The organism is Vibrio tasmaniensis (assembly GCF_024347635.1).
Taxonomy (GTDB): Bacteria; Pseudomonadota; Gammaproteobacteria; order Enterobacterales; family Vibrionaceae; genus Vibrio; species Vibrio tasmaniensis.
This window is the reverse complement of the sequence record NZ_AP025511.1, coordinates 370,978-386,991: the sequence shown is the minus strand read 5'-3', so window position 1 is coordinate 386,991 and position 16,014 is coordinate 370,978. Positions and strand designations below refer to the sequence as shown.

17 protein-coding genes are annotated in these 16,014 nt (G+C 43.4%); 6 read left to right on the top strand and 11 right to left on the bottom strand.

Annotation, left to right across the window (positions count from 1 at the left end):
- Positions 1-61 precede the first annotated feature (61 nt).
- From OCV44_RS16135 to OCV44_RS16120, 4 genes are all read right to left on the bottom strand, one after another.
- A complete protein-coding gene (locus OCV44_RS16135; RefSeq protein WP_139684321.1) occupies positions 62-988 on the bottom strand; it encodes a M14 family metallopeptidase in 927 nt (308 codons plus the stop codon).
- 224 nt (positions 989-1,212) lie between these two features.
- A complete protein-coding gene (locus OCV44_RS16130; RefSeq protein ID WP_246091704.1) occupies positions 1,213-2,052 on the bottom strand; it encodes a GGDEF domain-containing protein in 840 nt (279 codons plus the stop codon).
- A 549-nt stretch (positions 2,053-2,601) separates the two neighbouring features.
- Positions 2,602-3,630 carry a dihydroorotase gene (gene pyrC / locus OCV44_RS16125; RefSeq protein ID WP_139684322.1) on the bottom strand — a complete coding sequence of 343 codons (1,029 nt, stop codon included), beginning with the start codon at positions 3,628-3,630 and terminating at the stop codon, positions 2,602-2,604.
- Between the two features lie 192 nt (positions 3,631-3,822).
- Entirely contained in the window at positions 3,823-3,981 is a 159-nt protein-coding gene (locus OCV44_RS16120) for a YqaE/Pmp3 family membrane protein (RefSeq protein ID WP_004731890.1), read from the bottom strand.
- A 217-nt stretch (positions 3,982-4,198) separates the two neighbouring features.
- Here OCV44_RS16120 and OCV44_RS16115 point away from each other — a divergent pair, with 217 nt between their 5' ends.
- A complete protein-coding gene (locus tag OCV44_RS16115; protein WP_139684323.1) occupies positions 4,199-6,055 on the top strand; it encodes a hybrid-cluster NAD(P)-dependent oxidoreductase in 1,857 nt (618 codons plus the stop codon).
- 111 nt (positions 6,056-6,166) lie between these two features.
- Here the strand turns inward: OCV44_RS16115 and nadE are convergent, their stop codons facing one another.
- Entirely contained in the window at positions 6,167-6,997 is an 831-nt protein-coding gene (gene nadE / locus OCV44_RS16110; protein WP_139684324.1) for an ammonia-dependent NAD(+) synthetase, read from the bottom strand.
- A gap of 109 nt (positions 6,998-7,106) precedes the next feature.
- Between nadE and OCV44_RS16105 the strand changes: the two genes are divergently transcribed.
- A complete protein-coding gene (locus tag OCV44_RS16105) occupies positions 7,107-7,628 on the top strand; it encodes a nicotinate-nicotinamide nucleotide adenylyltransferase (protein ID WP_139684325.1) in 522 nt (173 codons plus the stop codon).
- A gap of 22 nt (positions 7,629-7,650) precedes the next feature.
- The gene (locus OCV44_RS16100; RefSeq protein ID WP_139684326.1) at positions 7,651-8,142 is read left to right on the top strand and encodes a hypothetical protein; all 492 of its coding nucleotides are present in this window, start codon (positions 7,651-7,653) and stop codon (positions 8,140-8,142) included.
- Positions 8,143-8,263: 121 nt separating this feature from the next.
- Here the strand turns inward: OCV44_RS16100 and OCV44_RS16095 are convergent, their stop codons facing one another.
- Positions 8,264-8,890: an AraC family transcriptional regulator gene (locus tag OCV44_RS16095; protein ID WP_139684327.1), complete on the bottom strand. Its 627-nt coding sequence runs from the start codon at positions 8,888-8,890 to the stop codon at positions 8,264-8,266.
- A gap of 175 nt (positions 8,891-9,065) precedes the next feature.
- Between OCV44_RS16095 and OCV44_RS16090 the strand changes: the two genes are divergently transcribed.
- Complete coding sequence (locus OCV44_RS16090; RefSeq protein WP_086051493.1) at positions 9,066-10,172, top strand: 1-acyl-sn-glycerol-3-phosphate acyltransferase; 1,107 nt, start codon at positions 9,066-9,068, stop codon at positions 10,170-10,172.
- 186 nt (positions 10,173-10,358) lie between these two features.
- On the opposite strand, the gene OCV44_RS16085 is transcribed toward OCV44_RS16090, so the two are convergent.
- On the bottom strand, positions 10,359-10,958 hold the full coding sequence (locus OCV44_RS16085; protein ID WP_139684328.1) for a hypothetical protein: 600 nt from the start codon (positions 10,956-10,958) through the stop codon (positions 10,359-10,361).
- Positions 10,959-11,059: 101 nt separating this feature from the next.
- Here OCV44_RS16085 and OCV44_RS16080 point away from each other — a divergent pair, with 101 nt between their 5' ends.
- Positions 11,060-11,359 carry a YnjH family protein gene (locus OCV44_RS16080; protein WP_139684329.1) on the top strand — a complete coding sequence of 100 codons (300 nt, stop codon included), beginning with the start codon at positions 11,060-11,062 and terminating at the stop codon, positions 11,357-11,359.
- Between the two features lie 39 nt (positions 11,360-11,398).
- Here OCV44_RS16080 and OCV44_RS16075 read toward each other — a convergent pair whose 3' ends face one another.
- A complete protein-coding gene (locus OCV44_RS16075) occupies positions 11,399-11,698 on the bottom strand; it encodes a YfcZ/YiiS family protein (protein WP_009845739.1) in 300 nt (99 codons plus the stop codon).
- Positions 11,699-12,227: 529 nt separating this feature from the next.
- Between OCV44_RS16075 and OCV44_RS16070 the strand changes: the two genes are divergently transcribed.
- Positions 12,228-12,689 (top strand): TetR/AcrR family transcriptional regulator, encoded by a 462-nt coding sequence (locus tag OCV44_RS16070; RefSeq protein WP_009845738.1) that lies wholly within the window; start codon positions 12,228-12,230, stop codon positions 12,687-12,689.
- A gap of 392 nt (positions 12,690-13,081) precedes the next feature.
- Here the strand turns inward: OCV44_RS16070 and OCV44_RS16065 are convergent, their stop codons facing one another.
- The 3 genes from OCV44_RS16065 to OCV44_RS16055 form a co-directional block, all read right to left on the bottom strand.
- On the bottom strand, positions 13,082-13,864 hold the full coding sequence (locus OCV44_RS16065; protein WP_139684330.1) for a heme ABC transporter ATP-binding protein: 783 nt from the start codon (positions 13,862-13,864) through the stop codon (positions 13,082-13,084).
- On the bottom strand, positions 13,864-14,901 hold the full coding sequence (locus tag OCV44_RS16060) for a FecCD family ABC transporter permease (protein WP_139684331.1): 1,038 nt from the start codon (positions 14,899-14,901) through the stop codon (positions 13,864-13,866). Before OCV44_RS16060 ends, OCV44_RS16065 begins: the two co-directional genes overlap by 1 nt.
- A gap of 123 nt (positions 14,902-15,024) precedes the next feature.
- Positions 15,025-15,915 carry a heme/hemin ABC transporter substrate-binding protein gene (locus OCV44_RS16055; protein WP_139684332.1) on the bottom strand — a complete coding sequence of 297 codons (891 nt, stop codon included), beginning with the start codon at positions 15,913-15,915 and terminating at the stop codon, positions 15,025-15,027.
- Positions 15,916-16,014: the final 99 nt, after the last annotated feature.

Here is a 16,014-nt window from a genome sequence, read left to right as displayed (position 1 = left end):
AGGAGACTAGTTATTAGGGGACTCGCTATTAAGTGCTTGGTGCGAGGTCTTAAGTAGTCGCTTAAGCGTTTAGTTCGTGCTGAATGACGTAATCCAAAGCACCGGCAACAGCAGCAACTTGAGCATCGTTACACTCTTCGTCTGTTACTTTGTCACTGTCTGGGTAAACTTCAGTGGTTGTGCCGTATTTACAGTCAGTCACGCCGCCACATAAACCAAGTTTCTTCATTGGGTAGTTGATCACACCGTGTTGCGTAACGTTTGATCCAATGATCTTGCCATCTTCATCCGCAGGCGCAATGTGTGTGACTTTTTCGACCGAAGCAATAACCGCTGCTTGGAATTCTGGTTGTGGATTTTCAGTATCACCAACCGTGTAGAAACCGTCTGGGATCATACCTTCGATGTACTCAATACCATCACGCGCCGCGAGTGCTGGTCGGAATTCTGTTTCGTCAGAATCCGTCGTTTCGTGTAGATCAACGTGAACTAAGATTTCTGGTAAAGAAGCGACTAATGCACGTAGGTTTGCTGATTCTTCTGCTGGCGTACCGTCGTAGAAAGAGCGGTTTGGGTCGACAGCATTTGGGTTCCAGCGGTTGATCACTTCGTAGCCCCAAGGGCTTACACACGGTGCAACAACAATGTTGAAGTACGTTGAGTACTTTTCTGCTTGAGTCGCTGCGAATTTGATAGCGCCATGCACACCACTGGTTTCGTAACCGTGAACACCACCAGTAACCAGAATCGTTGGCTTTGATTCATCCCAGTTTTTGCTCTTGATTGCGAAGAGCGGGAAGCGAGCTTCGTCGTAGCTCAGGGCACCGTATTGTTCGATGTCAAAGCGATCTGCCAATGCTTTAATCTTTGGCACGACTTCTTGTTGGTATTCGCGTTTAACCGTTCTTTGAGCCAACCATGCTTCACGTTCTGTTTGTTGCCACTTTTGTCCCGGTTTACCGATAGGGTAGGTGTAAGTACTTTCCATTGTTTTTTCTCTGTGGGGTAGTTGCGATTGATTGAGAATAATCAGCAGAAGAGTATCGTGCAACTCTTATTGAGTGGGCTTATGTTATAAGTGATTGGTATTTTGAATGTTGTTTATGGAGAGTCTCGTTTGCTGAGCGGCTTTTGCTTGTGATGAGGTTTTTACTTTTTCTAGGTTGTATCAAATACTAACGTCCGATATCGAAACTGTCGCCTTTTATAGAACTAGTGTTGTACTGGTGAAGCAAAGGAAGGTAAGTTCTGTTTTGTCAATTTTCCTTGCCTGTCAGTTAAAGCGCAGACCGTATTTCGACCATTTTCTTTTGCGTAATATAAGGCTTCATCCGCGTGTTTTATCATACTGGTAACCTTGTCTTCAGACCAAAGTTCAGACAGTCCAAAGCTTGCTGTCAGGTTGGCGCTTTGTTGTTGCCAAAACTTAGTATCTTCGATAATTACTCGTAACTTCTCAGCGACCTTACATGCTTCATCGATGCGAGTATCAGGTAATACAATCAAGAACTCTTCGCCACCATAGCGGAACGGGATATCTGCGGCTCTAAGGTTGTGTTGGAGAATTATGCCCATTTTTTTCAATACTTGATCGCCAGTCTGGTGACCGTGTTGATCGTTGACTTGTTTAAAGTGGTCGATGTCGAGAATGATCACCGATAATGGGTGGTGATGCCTTACGCTACGCATCCATTCTCGTCTCAACATTTCATTCATAGCGCGGCGATTATACAACTGGGTTAAGCTGTCTTTCATTGATGAACTATAAAGTGATTGCATCAATCTGGCGTTTAGAATCCAGTTGTAAGTGAAGCCGATCGAGCTAAGTAAAATAGCCGTCATGATGAACGCAAGCTGATGGATGCTACCTGCTTGTAAAAAGTCGTCAATATTAGGTTCCTTGAGGGTAACCCAGATCCTAACTAGCATGAAAACAGAGTGAGCACTGAATGCACTCATCAATAGTACAAGCGCTGCTTTGACATCAGCGACGGTACCTGTTTTTATGACCAATACACTGGCCACAGTACATAGTGTGATATAAAAACTCATCGTTATCACTCTCGCATTGGTTGATGCATCGTAGAGGGTGAAGTAAATCAAGGTAACGATGACGACAGGTAATCCCAAGAAAACGCAAACGCTATAGAGCGAGGGCGATCGTCTTAATTGAGTTAGGCTAAACACCATTGAAGCGAATCCGCCGGCTATGGCCATATTTGATGTTATTTTTGAGAGCCAAGGTGAAATGTGGGAGCCAAAACTCAGTAATGAAAACCCTACCATTAACAAAAAAATGGCACAGAAAAAACTGCGCATTCCAAGAATACGAGCTTGGCTTTGTTGTTTGATTATTAGACCGATACAGTACGTACCAGACAGAAACACCATAATTAAACACAGAGTTCGAATATCTAAGTCTAGAGTCATATTTTACCGTTAATTTTTAACCTTATTTTTAAGGTGGTTATAAAGTAAGGTTAGGCGCTAATTGCCTAGAATCAAGGGTATTAATACATAATAAAAAAGCCCTTCACTTATGTGAAGGGCTTAGTGTTTTATAAGTTGTAATGAGCGCTTAAGCTTTACAACATCGGACTACTATTTAACTGTCCATGCAATCGTCTCGCCGCCACGGATTGGCACTACGATGTCTGAACCGAAAGGCATGGTTTCAGCAACGTTCCACTCTTCTTTAACAAGAGTGATGGTGTCCGTGTTACGTGGAATACCGTAGAAGTCAGGGCCGTTATGGCTTGCAAACGCTTCTAGGTTCTCAATCTTACCTTCTAAGTCGAATACTTCAGCGTACAGTTCTACCGCTGCGTGTGCAGTGTAAGAACCGGCACAACCACATGCTGACTCTTTTGCGCCTTTTGCGTGTGGTGCAGAGTCTGTACCCAAGAAGAACTTCTTGCTGCCGCTTGTTGCAGCTTCGATAAGCGCTAATTGGTGCGTATTACGCTTCAGAATAGGAAGACAGTAGAAATGAGGCTTAATGCCGCCAACCAACATGTGGTTGCGGTTGTAAAGCAGGTGGTGAGCTGTGATGGTTGCCGCTACGTTGTCGTTAGCATTCTTAACGAAAGTCGCTGCGTCTGCAGTAGTGATGTGCTCTAGAACGATTTTCAGGTTAGGGAAGTCGTTCACAATCGGAGCTAGCACTGTGTCTAGGAACTGCTTCTCGCGGTCAAAGATATCAACATCGTGAGTCGTTACTTCGCCGTGAACCAGAAGCAACATATCCACTTCTTGCATTGCTTCTAACACGTGGTAGATTTTTTGTGCAGACGTTACGCCTGAATCAGAGTTAGTTGTCGCGCCCGCTGGGTAAAGCTTTGCTGCCACTACTGCACCAGACTCTTTCGCTTTACGAATTTCATCAGGTGTTGTGTTGTCTGTCAGGTAAAGTGCCATTAGAGGCTGGAATTGCTCGCTTGGCTGCTCTGCCATGATGCGTTCACGGTAAGCTAAAGCCATTTCGGTATCGGTTACCGGTGGGATGGTGTTTGGCATGATTAACGCTCGACCATTGTAGCGGCTGATATCGCGCACTGTATCTTTTAATACTTCGCCATCGCGTAGATGAACGTGCCAGTCGTCAGGACGAGTAATCGTAAGTTGTGTCATTGAAGGCTCCCACCATTTGAAGTGTTATGTAGTTGGAGCCTAAACTTAGCGAAATCTGTGAAAGCAATCGCTTACGTTTAGGCGACAGGATGATAGTGGAAAAGCACTTTCATTTCATCCTATTTTTAACCCTTCGTGGTTAGGAGCTTGTTTTGATGGGTGTTTTATTCAGTATTTATTTTCAGTGGAGGGTTAGCGAGTGGCTACCCATAGTCCGTGAATCATTCCTGGCACCCAGAAGAAGAAAGTCAGGATGATGTTAATCAATAGGTCTTTACCTGCGCCACGTGCGAAGAACACGCCAACAGGAGGAAGTAGTACACATAAGATAATAATGACGAGTTTGTTCATGATAAATCCTTTTTATTCAATGAAAGTTCAATGCAGTAATGGTGTTAAAAGTATAGAACGTCTGGAGAGTGTTACTGTATTGCGGCCTTACTGTATCAAAATAGAAAGCTAAACATCTCAAGTTAATAGCTTAGTATCAAGTGTTTAATGCCTGCCAGTTTATCTATTTATAACCATTTGTTAGCATTGAGACAAATAACAAAACATTGGAATCGTTATGTCGCAGCTACCGTCAGATCAACAGTCTTCAGAGCAAGTGCCTTCTCTATCTCAAATCAATGTATTTCCGGTTAAGTCAGTGGGTGGGATCGTGCTCTCTTCTGCTTGGGTCGAAAAACAGGGTCTTACTTTCGACAGACGCTTCATGCTGGCGTTGGCAGACGGTTCAATGGTGACGGCGCGCAAGTACCCGAAGATGGTCAAGGTATCTTCAAGTTTGCAGCCGGACGGTTTGATTTTTACTTATGAAGGTAAAGAGCCGCTGCGTCTGAAATATGCAAACTTCAAGATGCAAGAAGCGCCAGCAACGGTGTGGAAAGACAGCTTCACGGCATACACGACATGTGATGAAGCCGACGATTGGTTCAGTGACGTGTTGGGTGTGCGTGTTGAGTTACTGTTCTCTGGTGAGCAATCGAATCGTGTGCGTGAAAAGCTTGGTCATAATGTGAGCTTTGCTGACGGCTACCCAATGTTGATCATCAGCCAAGCCTCTCTAGATGAGCTGAATCGTCGCAGCCCTGAAACACACTCGATGGATCAGTTCCGTACTAATTTTGTGGTGTCCAATACCGACCCCTTTGCTGAAGATAGCTGGAAACGTATCCGAATTGGTGAGGTTGAGTTCGAAGCGGTGAAGCCTTGTGAGCGATGTATCCTAACCACGGTTGATGTTGAGCGTGGTGAATTTAGATCAACAAAAGAGCCGCTTAACACCTTTTCATCATTCAGAGCCAATGAACGCGGTGGCGTTTTCTTTGGTCAAAACCTTGTGGCGAAAAATGAAGGTTTAATCAAAGCGGGTGATGTGGTTGAAGTGCTCGAAACCAAAGAGAAAGAGCACTATGAAGACACTTGGGTAGAGTCGTTGCACTTAACTTGTGTTGAACGCGAAGAGATCGCTCGTGATTTTACGACGTTCTGGTTAGAGCCTGCGAAAGAGAACCACTCACTACCAAGTTATCAGCCAGGGCAACATCTACCGATCGAGATGGTGATTAATGGCGAGAAGGTTTCTCGTCGTTACACCTTATCGTCTAGTCCATCACGCGCAGGTCGCTTAGCGATTTCAGTGAAGCGAGTGGACGATGGCCAAATCTCTAACTGGTTGAATGATCATTTCCAAGTGGGCGACACGCTAGTTGCTCAAAATCCAGATGGTGCTTTCTATCTAGAAGAAAACCCTAAGCATCCACTATTGCTTTTGTCTGCAGGCAGCGGCATTACTCCAATGCTGTCGATGCTTCGTTATTTAGCTGATCATGATCAGATCGATGATGTGGTTTTCTATCATCAATGCAGCAGCGAAGAAGACATCCCTTATCAAGCTGAGATTGATAAGATCGCCTGTGAACATGCGGGTCTTCGTGTGATTTATTCATTAAGCCAACCAACCAAAGAGTGGGATGGTTTATCTGGGCGCTTGAGTGTGTCGCATGTCGCTAAAATTGAAGAGTTACACAAGCGCCAAGCATTCGTGTGTGGCCCTGATGGCTTTATGGATAATGCAAAGAAACTACTGATTCAAATGGGGCTCAATCCTCAACATTACCACCAAGAAGCGTTTGGTGTGGCTCAATCAACCGAAGAGGCAGTGAAACAGCTGCAATTGAGTGTCAACGGCTACCTGTTCGAAGGTAATAATCAATCAACCTTGCTAGAGCAAGCTGAATCGGCGGGTGTGTCTATTGCTTCAAGTTGTCGCGCAGGTTTCTGTGGTGCTTGTAAAGTGACCCTTGAATCTGGTCAAGTTCATCAACCGGATGTACCAGCGCTGCAAGAACATGAACGCAATATGGGTCAGATACTGGCGTGTTGCAGTGTGCCTCAAACTGATATCGAAGTTGTTGATTAACGACTCGTTAGATCATTAAGAAAAACGCATTAAAAAACACTAAATAGAAAAGGCCGGAAGTTCACTCGCATGAACTTCCGGCCTTTTTGATTCTGAGACTAATTCTGAAAATTAATCGTAGATCGTTGGGATAGGTTGACGCTTGTGTTGTGTTGCTTTGTAGATGCTCACTAAGCGATCTGATACGTCTTGAGGGACTTCTTTACCTTCAAGGAAATCATCAATTTGATCGTAAGAAAGGTTCAAGGCTGCTTCATCGGCTTTCTGTGGATCAAGCTCTTCTAGATCAGCGGTTGGCACTTTCTTAACAAGTTGCTCTGGAGCCCCTAGCATTGCTGCAAGTTCACGAACTTGGCGTTTGTTCAAACCAAACAGAGGAGCTAAATCACAGGCGCCGTCACCGTGCTTAGTGTAGAAGCCTGTGATGTTCTCAGCCGAGTGGTCAGTACCAATTACAAGCCCACCAACGTAACCTGCGATTTCGTATTGTGCGATCATACGAGCACGAGCTTTCACATTACCTTTCACAAAGTCGATTTTTGCTGAATCTGTTGGCAGCAAGCCTGTCCCTTCTAAAGCAACGTGAGATGCTGCGTGAAGCCCATCAACACCCGCTTTAATGTTTACAGAAACTGATTGAGAAGGCTGGATGAAAGAGAGTGCAAGTTGTGCTTCGTCTTCATCTTTTTGCTCACCATAAGGCAGGCGAACCGCGATGAATTGGTACTCATTGCTGCCAGCGTTTTTATTCAAGCTGTCGATTGCCATTTGTGCTAAGCGGCCACAGGTTGTTGAGTCTACACCGCCACTGATACCAAGGATCAGTGATTTGCATCCTGACTGTTGAAGTTTCGTTTTGATAAACTCCACACGACGAGTCACTTCGAAGTGAGGGTCAATTGAAGGTAGTACGCGCATTTCGTCACGAATTAACTGTTCCATTCGTATTCCTTTCCTGCAAGCAAATTAAAAATCTAGTGTTATCATACCTAAATCATCCGATTTAAAAACCTCTTTGCACAAGCTTAGAAAGAGAAGGCAGCAATAAATAATGGAAAAAATAGCCATTTTCGGTAGTGCGTTTAATCCACCGAGCTTAGGGCACAAAAGTGTCATTGACTCGTTGGCTCACTTTGACAAAATTCTACTCGTTCCAAGTATTGCCCATGCTTGGGGAAAAGAGATGCTAGACTTTGATACGAGATGTCAGTTAGTTAACGTATTTATTAGCGATCTTTCACTGGACCAAGTGGAGCTTTCTTTGATCGAAAAGAGCTTATTTACTCCAGGTGAAAGTGTGACCACTTATGCGGTGCTTAGTGAACTTCAGAAGTTACATCGTGATGCGCAACTCACGTTCGTTATTGGCCCTGACAACTTCTTTAAGTTCTCATCTTTCCATAAAGCAGATGAGATAACGGAACGTTGGTCTGTGATGGCTTGCCCCGAAAAAGTGAAAATTCGTAGTACTGATATCCGCAATGCGTTAATAAGTGGAAGCGATATTGCAAAACTGAGTACAAAGTCAGTTACAAAGATATTGCAAGATAGTGGGCTGTATACAATAATGTAGATTCACTAACTCAAGAGGTCTGATGACTATGCTAAAGCGCGCGATATCAGCGGCGATGATCATTGCAGCATGCAGTTTACCTGCACATGCTGATTGTGATCTTTTTAGCCTAGATTCGGTCATGCTGACTTCTGATGATGAAAACAGCTGTTTGGATTTTTCTACGAGGCTTGAATCTTTCGGCCAAAGTATGATGGAGCTTAGTGGGTTAAGTGACGGTGAACCTGAATCAAAGCCAGACTATTGGTCTGATTGGGTTATTCAAAGCAAAGATGCACCTCTATTAACTCAGAGCCTTGAGTCTAACTATGTTGGTCTCGGTATGTGGTTTCCAGAAGAGCTGGAAGATGAACAGTATGATATGTCGACAGAAGAGTGGTTGATGAACCATGGCCTTCAGCTGAGCATAGGTTTTGGTGATAAAGTTGAAGGGCAGCCGCGTATGCGCTTTGATTACCGTTGGCATGACTCTAGTGATGCAGACTTAATGATGCAGGTTGAACTGCCATTCTAGACAGGTGGTTATTAAGCTTCCTCTAGGTGCTAAGAATTAAAAAAGCCGCAAAAACTCAGTTTTTGCGGCTTTTTAGTATCTGGCTTGCTAGTTTAAATATCAGCCCTGACTTACCGCCAAGCTATAAATCTTCACCAAAAACGAGCATACACAATTGTTCGAACTCTTCCTCTTTGCCGGAGAATAAGTCATCAATCACAAGCGTACGTTTCTGACCTGATTGCATGCGCTTCTTCGCTTCGCGCATTACCATCACCAAGGTGTGCTCTTGCGGTAAGTTAGAGTCATCAACATTCCATTGATTGAAGCGCTGAGACAGAGCACTTTCACAAAGCAGTGGTTTAAACGCCAACACTTCTTGCTTGAGCACAGAAAGCATATCTTTAAACGCTTGCTCGGTATTATTCGCTTTCAGAGTACGAGATTTAGTAAGCTCTAGCTTTTCTAGTAACGCAGAAGATAGGTTCGTTTGGGTGACGTATCCCGCTTGTCTTGGGAATGAATCCGTCAAGCGCACTGAAAAGTCGACACGATTAACCTGTGTATTTGGAAAGTAGGTCAATGATGTTAGACAGTCATAGGGAACCCAGACGCTCTGACTTGGCTCAACGGCATACTCTTGTTTGCCCAGCTTAATCAAAACCAAACCACTTTGAACCGATACAAGGCTATGTTTGAGTACTTTTTTGCGTGGTGTAATCACCAGATGTGAAAAGTAAGCCGATGTATATTCAATAGCGAAGTTCATAGATAGTACCTTAGTCTTGGGGCGTCAAGATTACCGTTAATCTTAAAGAATGCCAATAATAACAGGGCATTTTCGATGTTTCTGGTCTGACCTTGTCAAAAGTATGGGCTCTGTAGCTGCGATAAGTCAAAACAACGCGTAGAATGAGCCAGCTTTTTATTATATGAATGAAAAAATGACCTCTCCAACCGATCCATATGTTGATATTCGTCCTTACGGCGATGATGAAATTCCTGCGGCACTAAACCGTCTTATTAATGATGAAGAATTTATCAGTGCGATCTTGCACTACCGCTTTTCAAACCATGCGTCTTGGTTCAAAACATTAATGAGCCCGATCTTGCGAGTGTACTTGAAAATGAAATGGAGCAAGCTGACTAGCGTTGAATCCATTCAAATTGAAGTGAAAAAGTATTTACGCGATACGCTCGCTAAAACCACCAAAGGGGTGACATACACAGGTTTAGAGTCACTGGATGCGAACCAAGCGTACCTGTTTGTATCAAACCATCGTGACATTGCTATGGATCCAGCGTTAGTTAATTACGCTTTGCATCTGAAAAATCATCAAACTTGCCGTATTGCCATTGGTGATAACTTACTAAAGAAGCCATGTGCAACTGAATTGATGCGTCTGAACAAAAGCTTCATCGTAAAGCGTTCTCTAAAAGGGCCACGTGAAATGATGAAAGCGCTAGGGCAGTTGTCTTCGTACATTAAGCACTCTCTAGAAACAGGTAACTCTATTTGGATCGCTCAGAAAGAAGGTCGTGCAAAAGACGGCAATGATTTTACTGAGCCTGCAATCTTGAAGATGTTCCACGTGGAAGGCCGTAAGCAGAAAATAGCCTTCCCTGAATACGTGAAATCATTGAAGATCGTTCCTGTGGCTATTTCATACGAAAACGATCCATGTGACACAGCGAAAGCAATAGAGCTTTTTGAAAAAGACGTTAACGGTAGTTACGAAAAAGGTGAATTTGAAGATATCGAAAGTATCATTCAAGGCATCATCGGCAATAAAGGGCACGTTCATGTTGGTTTTGGTCAGGTTATCGACCAAGATTTCGATACGCCTGAAGCACTTGCTCAAGAGATTGACCGCCAGATCCACGATAACTACAAATTATTTCCTGTGAACTTATTAGCTGCAGAAAAAGAAGACGAGTCGATTACAGCGGCGGTTAAGCAGGAGTTTGAAGAAAAGCTATCGAGTTTGCCACAAGGTGCTCGTCAGTACTTGATAGATAGCTATGCGAACCCAGTGAAGAATATTGGTTAACGAGTGTTAGTTAGCTAGCTAGCTTGTAAGTTGATTCGTAACTTGATTGAATTAAAAAAGGAGCCTTGGGCTCCTTTTTTGTATTTATGGCTTACCAAAAACGTAAGTCACATAATCTATTTATCGCCCAATACCATTGATCTTCCAATGTTTATGATCTCCCAATACTAATGATATCCGAATGGACTAGCGAGCAACGGCGCCCCCAAGCTCTAGATTGGTTGGCCAAGTCGTTACAGTGTTGCCACCGAGGTAGATATTGCCTCTAACTGTCATGGTATCGGGAAACGTTGTAATTGCAGAGCCGCCAATATATAGGTCGCCATCAATCACTATCCCGTTGGGTAGCTCTGTCAAAGGCGTACGAATGACACTCAAGTCACCTTTGACTCTAAAGCCATTGGGTAGCCTCTGGAGTGGGGTGTCCGTGAGGTTAATAAATCCACCTACTTTGACGCCTCTTGGCCATTTGGTGATTTGGCTTCCCATCAAATCGGCATACCCACGAATCTTAATTCCTGCTGCAACGCGAGCTAATTGGCTGTTTCCTGCTTTCAGGCTTCCTTCTACTTCCAAACCTTTGGGTAGACGTGTGATCGCAGTATTTTCTATATTTAGGTTGCCATCGACGATCAATCCTGTTGGAAGTGATGTGTAGGGCTTATTTCGTAAATATAAGTTTCCGTAATTATCCAAATGATTCAACATTTGATACTGATCGAGGGGTTCTGCGGTCACATTTGTTATGGTTAAAGAACCAATAATAAGTGCAATTATTCGGAGCATAACAAGTTTCTTATTACGATAGACGTTAACACTATAATGAAAAATTTATTCTCGCATAGTGTTTTACTCATTTGTTGGTTGGCAAAAAGGAACAGAGCACAATGAAAGGTGAATATGTGATTGAAATAAAGCGTCAAATTCTAAAAGGCTTTGTGATTGTAATATCTATTTTTTGTTCAGTATCAGCGAATGCTAATAAAATAATATCAACGCCAGTTAAGGGTGCCGTCGTTGTCACTCAAAATGGTTCACAGCAACGAGTTTGTTATTATGATGATAAGGCTTATAGCCTAGGTGCGGTCGTTGAAGTTTCAGGAGTTTTGATTCGATGTTCTGCAGAAAATGATTTTGAGACCAATGGTGCTCTTGGCTGGATTGAAATTATAAAAAAAGACGAGTAATAAACTCGTCTTTTAGTGTTATGTGTTCTGATGCTTATATTAACGTGCTAGAGAGCGAGTCTTAAGTTCGAAAATAATCTTCTCAGCACTGACTTCAAACTTAAAGCGAGCATTTAATTCTGTGCTTTCTTCTGTCAGTTCTGATGCTTCAAACTCAACGTTGCTAGACACTTGTTTAGCAAGCTCAACGTACTTAGCAAACTCAGTTTCAATGAGCGCTTTAGAGTTACCGTAAACTGTTACTTCAGCGACATCGTCGCCTTCTTTAATGATAAACCCGATTTCACCTGCGCAGCCGCAAGCCTCACATACATCATTGTTACCAATATCTTGGCTCATAAATAATCCTCTTACAAAGTCTGCGGTTATTCTAGCGAGCAATTTGAACTGTATCTACAAAAATCAAAATCTTTGAACTAATTTTTACTAGTATGCTATGCTGTTTGATAGGATATTTAGTGAATATGTATATTCGCGACGATAAATATGTATGTGATTAATATCACGTTTTCCTGAAGAGGTACGTTATTTATTTGTCAGAATATCATTCACTTAGTTGCGCCAGGATTGATTTTATAAGAGTATCTATCGCTTGACAGTTATTTATACAATGAATTTTTCGTTGGGTATTTCATATTCTAAGTAGTTATTTAAACTTATCGACTTAGGATTGTAAGGTGATTTTCGAAGAATAATTAAACAAAGTGCCCAAAGAGGCAACACTGTAAAATTGTTCGTACAAAGTATTTGTGGGTATTTAATGGAAATACTTGCGAAAAAATACCTTGCTCACATAATGCTGATAACGATTTTCATTCTGACTTCATTCGGTTGAGTTAGATGGATTTACAAAGAGAAGAACCTGAATATGCCAAAGCGTAGTAAAGAAGATACAGAAATCACGATCCAGAAGATCATGGATGCCGTTGTAGACCAACTATTGAGATTGGGTTACGACAAAATGTCATACACGACGTTGAGTCAACAAACAGGCGTTTCTCGTACAGGTATAAGTCATCACTTTCCAAAGAAAACGGATTTTACTGCTGCTCTAGACGGTCGTATTTTCAAGATGTTTATGGAACACATTGACTTTGAAAATGGCCTTGATGCATTTTCGGCTAGCTGGGTTGCAGCACTTGAAGATGCTGAGTTCCTAGCGATCTTACGTTTACTTTTCCATCATATCGTTACTGCTGAGAATGCACATGAGTTCGCGGCAAACGGTATCGACCGCTTGTACAAGCTAACTGAAACTCAGTTTGGTGATGCTAGTGGTAAAGAATTAGAGTGGTTGATTGGTAAATCATTGATTCATATGAGCCAATAATCAACACGCAATAAAAGAAGCTCCTGAGGGAGCTTTTTTTGTACCTGTAGTTTCACTTTTCTTCCTTTTTTCTCTAGCTTTCACATCGTTGTCGTTATCTTGTCTTTGTGCTAAGTAAGGTTATTTCTTTTCTTTTTAGATGATTAGGGTTTCGCCTGCATTTTACTGAGTAACTAAAAGCTTACTAACATTAACTTATGGTGTTTATTTCCAGAGCCTCAAACGCTCAAGGTGAGCCGTTTTAAGGGGTATTGCCATGGTAACTAACAAAATTGATTTTAAGGCGAGAGAGGGACTGTGAGACAATAAAAAGCCTCGAAGAAATCGAGGCGTTGAATGGTGTGGTTGTTAGAGAAAGCGAATACTCAAAACGAACCTGTTCTTAATCGAACTTATTGTGCGGGATGAACCTGGGGGAAGTTCATGGTTGGGTGCTTTTCGACAATACTTGTGTAGCCGTACACATCTTCAATCATCGAAGGCTTAAGTGCTTCCCAAGGGCTGCCATCGCAAACTAAGTTTCCCTCTTTCAAAACTATCAATCGATCTGAGTATTGAGCGGCTAGGTTTAAGTCATGTAAAACTACGATAACCGCTGCGTTGTGGTTGTCGGCTAACTCTCTCGCGATCTTTAACGTGTTGTGCTGATGGGCAAGATCCAGTGCTGATGTGGGTTCATCAAGCATCAAGATACATTGGTCACCAGAATAGTGAAGTTGGGTTAGCACTCGAGCCAAGTGAACACGCTGTTTTTCACCGCCAGATAGAGAAGGGTAGAGCCTTTTGCTTAGGTGAGACACATCGGCAACATCCATTTTCTGGCTAGCTATGCTAGTGAGCTTCTTGTTGGACTCTTGCAACGGGATACCACCAAGCTCGACAACTTCGTGTGCCAGAAAAGGGAAGGTCAACGTACTATGTTGAGGAAGCATCGCCAAGTGCTTAGCCAACTTTTGAGAAGACCACTTGTCTTTGGTGTGTCCAAAATACTGAATATCACCAGTGCTCGATATCTCCTGACATAAAGCTTTGAGCAGCGTGCTTTTTCCTGCGCCGTTTGGTCCAAGTAGTGTTGTTACCTTTCCTGCTTCAATCTCAATAGAAACGCGGTCTAAAATCACTTTGCTGCCAAACTTCACTTCGATGTCGGTTGCTTTTAACGCTGCAGGAAACATTAAAGGATTCTCCCTTTCTGTTGAAATAGTAGATACAAGAAAAATGGAGCACCGATAATTGCAGTTACAATACCAACTGGCAACTCAGCTGGTGCCAGTGCCACGCGAGAGAACATGTCTGCAGCTGTTAATAGTAACGCGCCTAATACCGCAGACAATGGGAGTAGGACTCGATGATCTGGGCCCGCTAACATGCGGCCTAAATGAGGAATAACCAGTCCGATGAAGCCAATCATGCCAGACAAGCTAACCGTGATACCAACGCCTGCGGCAGTCAGTAGAATGAGCTTTCGCTTGAGTTTCTGTACTGGGATGCCAAGGTGTTGTGCTTCTGATTCGCCCAGTAATAGAGCATTCAGTGACATTGCTTGGCGGTAGAAAACAACAAACAACCCAACGAGTGTGACAGCAGCAAGTAAAATGCCGGACCACTTAGCGCCCGCCAAAGACCCCATCGACCACAACGAAAGATCACGCAGCATTTGATCATCAGCAATGAAGTTTAAGAAGCCAATACCTGCGCCTGATAGTGCGCTAATTGCCACCCCCGCTAATAACATGATGGTCACCGAGGTACCGAATTTTCCCGTACCTAACTTATAAACTAACAGGGTAGTTAAAGCGCCACCTAAAAAGGCAAATACTGGAACGGCTGCAAAGTTCATGAAAGCAGGGTATTGCAGTGAAAGCTCAGAGAAAAGAACAATAGCCAACGCCGCGCCTAATGCAGCTCCGGCAGAGACGCCTATGATCCCAGGTTCTGCAAGCGGGTTTCTAAATAGCCCCTGCATGACGGCACCACATAATGCGAGAATCGCGCCTATTAGCATACATAAGATGGTTCTCGGTAAGCGGATCTCTTGAATCACCAAATTGATGTGGGGAGCTAAGTCATTGCTGGGTTGGAATAGGCTAGCTGCGCTGTCAGCTAAGCTTATGTCCATAGGCCCAACGGTGACCGAGTACAGCGCGGTTAAGACTAGGATGGCGCCAAAGCCTAACATCGATGTTTTTAGTGGGACGGATCGTAACAACATAAAGAGCCTCAATGTCTATCACTAGCTTCAATCCTCGTAACCGACTTTGCGAAAGCGACGCAGTAATGAGGATTGAGCAAGTAACAGTAAAAACAGGGTAGTGAGTTATAGCGGGTAGATAAGTTATAGCGGATAGATAAGTGCGTTTATTCGCTTCGCTTCAGAAAGGCTTTCAAGACCAAGCCCTCCAACTAGAGCGCTGCCCTTTACGGTAATGATTTGCTTGTTCATGCCTGCTGGCGTTGCCGCTAGCATAGGTAACGATTTAAGAATGGCATCAGCGCCGCCCATTTTCTGGTAACTACGGCCGCTCACTAAGATGACATCAGGCTGCATTTCAACGAGTGATTCCATCGACAGTGGTTTGTAAGAGGTCAGGCTTTGAGCCGCAGGGTTAACACCCCCAGCCAGTTCAATGATCGCGTTGGGTGATGTTTCACCGCCAGCAACATTTGCAGGGCGGCCTTCATGCAGTAATAGGAACAGAACTTTCTTCGCTTCGTTGTTGGGTACTTGGTTAGCTTTCAGTGCCGCAATCTTCTGATTTACTTCGGCTTTAACTTGTTCTGAGTGATCTTCGGTATGGGTAATCTTTGCAATTTGATCGATACGCTTCAATAGCCCTTCAACGTTTGCTTTGGTGTTAACGATCTCGACATCGATACCCACAGATTTTAATTGAGAAATGGCGTTGTCTGGCCCCATCTCATCTGAGCCAATCAGTGTGGTTGGCGATAAGGCAATCAATCCTTCTGCAGAAAGGTTTCTGTGATAACCAATCTTTGGCAGTTTTTTTGATTGAGGTAAGTGACTGGTCACATCAATTGCAATCAACTGCTCTTCAGCACCCAGAGCAAGAACTAATTCGGTAACTGCGCTGCCAGCACTGATGATTCTAAGTTGTTTTGCGTCGTCAGCATTGGCGATAGGCGCAGCAAGTACCAACCCCATCGCGGCGATTGCGAGTAAATGTTTGTTGTTCTTTAATTTATTGAGCACTTTTAAGTCTTTCATAATAATGTATTTGTACTTTCTTTTGATGGAGAGTAATCGCGAAGATGCTTTGTGATCAGCCTGTCCGCATGTTGAGTTTGAATCGATAGAGAGCTGGCT

Bases quoted from the DNA above. Each gene is read 5' to 3' on its own strand.
- OCV44_RS16100 (WP_139684326.1), top strand. From the start codon at position 7,651: ATGACTATGCTAAAGCGCGCGATATCAGCGGCGATGATCATTGCAGCA.
- OCV44_RS16075 (WP_009845739.1), bottom strand. From the start codon at position 11,698: ATGAGCCAAGATATTGGTAACAATGATGTATGTGAGGCTTGCGGCTGC.
- OCV44_RS16055 (WP_139684332.1), bottom strand. From the start codon at position 15,915: ATGAAAGACTTAAAAGTGCTCAATAAATTAAAGAACAACAAACATTTA.
- OCV44_RS16060 (WP_139684331.1), bottom strand. From the start codon at position 14,901: ATGTTGTTACGATCCGTCCCACTAAAAACATCGATGTTAGGCTTTGGC.
- OCV44_RS16065 (WP_139684330.1), bottom strand. From the start codon at position 13,864: ATGTTTCCTGCAGCGTTAAAAGCAACCGACATCGAAGTGAAGTTTGGC.
- OCV44_RS16120 (WP_004731890.1), bottom strand. From the start codon at position 3,981: ATGAACAAACTCGTCATTATTATCTTATGTGTACTACTTCCTCCTGTT.
- pyrC (WP_139684322.1), bottom strand. From the start codon at position 3,630: ATGACACAACTTACGATTACTCGTCCTGACGACTGGCACGTTCATCTA.
- OCV44_RS16090 (WP_086051493.1), top strand. From the start codon at position 9,066: ATGACCTCTCCAACCGATCCATATGTTGATATTCGTCCTTACGGCGAT.
- OCV44_RS16130 (WP_246091704.1), bottom strand. From the start codon at position 2,052: ATGAGTTTTTATATCACACTATGTACTGTGGCCAGTGTATTGGTCATA.
- OCV44_RS16080 (WP_139684329.1), top strand. From the start codon at position 11,060: ATGAAAGGTGAATATGTGATTGAAATAAAGCGTCAAATTCTAAAAGGC.
- OCV44_RS16070 (WP_009845738.1), top strand. From the start codon at position 12,228: ATGCCAAAGCGTAGTAAAGAAGATACAGAAATCACGATCCAGAAGATC.
- OCV44_RS16085 (WP_139684328.1), bottom strand. From the start codon at position 10,958: ATGCTCCGAATAATTGCACTTATTATTGGTTCTTTAACCATAACAAAT.
- OCV44_RS16135 (WP_139684321.1), bottom strand. From the start codon at position 988: ATGGAAAGTACTTACACCTACCCTATCGGTAAACCGGGACAAAAGTGG.
- OCV44_RS16105 (WP_139684325.1), top strand. From the start codon at position 7,107: ATGGAAAAAATAGCCATTTTCGGTAGTGCGTTTAATCCACCGAGCTTA.
- nadE (WP_139684324.1), bottom strand. From the start codon at position 6,997: ATGGAACAGTTAATTCGTGACGAAATGCGCGTACTACCTTCAATTGAC.
- OCV44_RS16095 (WP_139684327.1), bottom strand. From the start codon at position 8,890: ATGAACTTCGCTATTGAATATACATCGGCTTACTTTTCACATCTGGTG.
- OCV44_RS16115 (WP_139684323.1), top strand. From the start codon at position 4,199: ATGTCGCAGCTACCGTCAGATCAACAGTCTTCAGAGCAAGTGCCTTCT.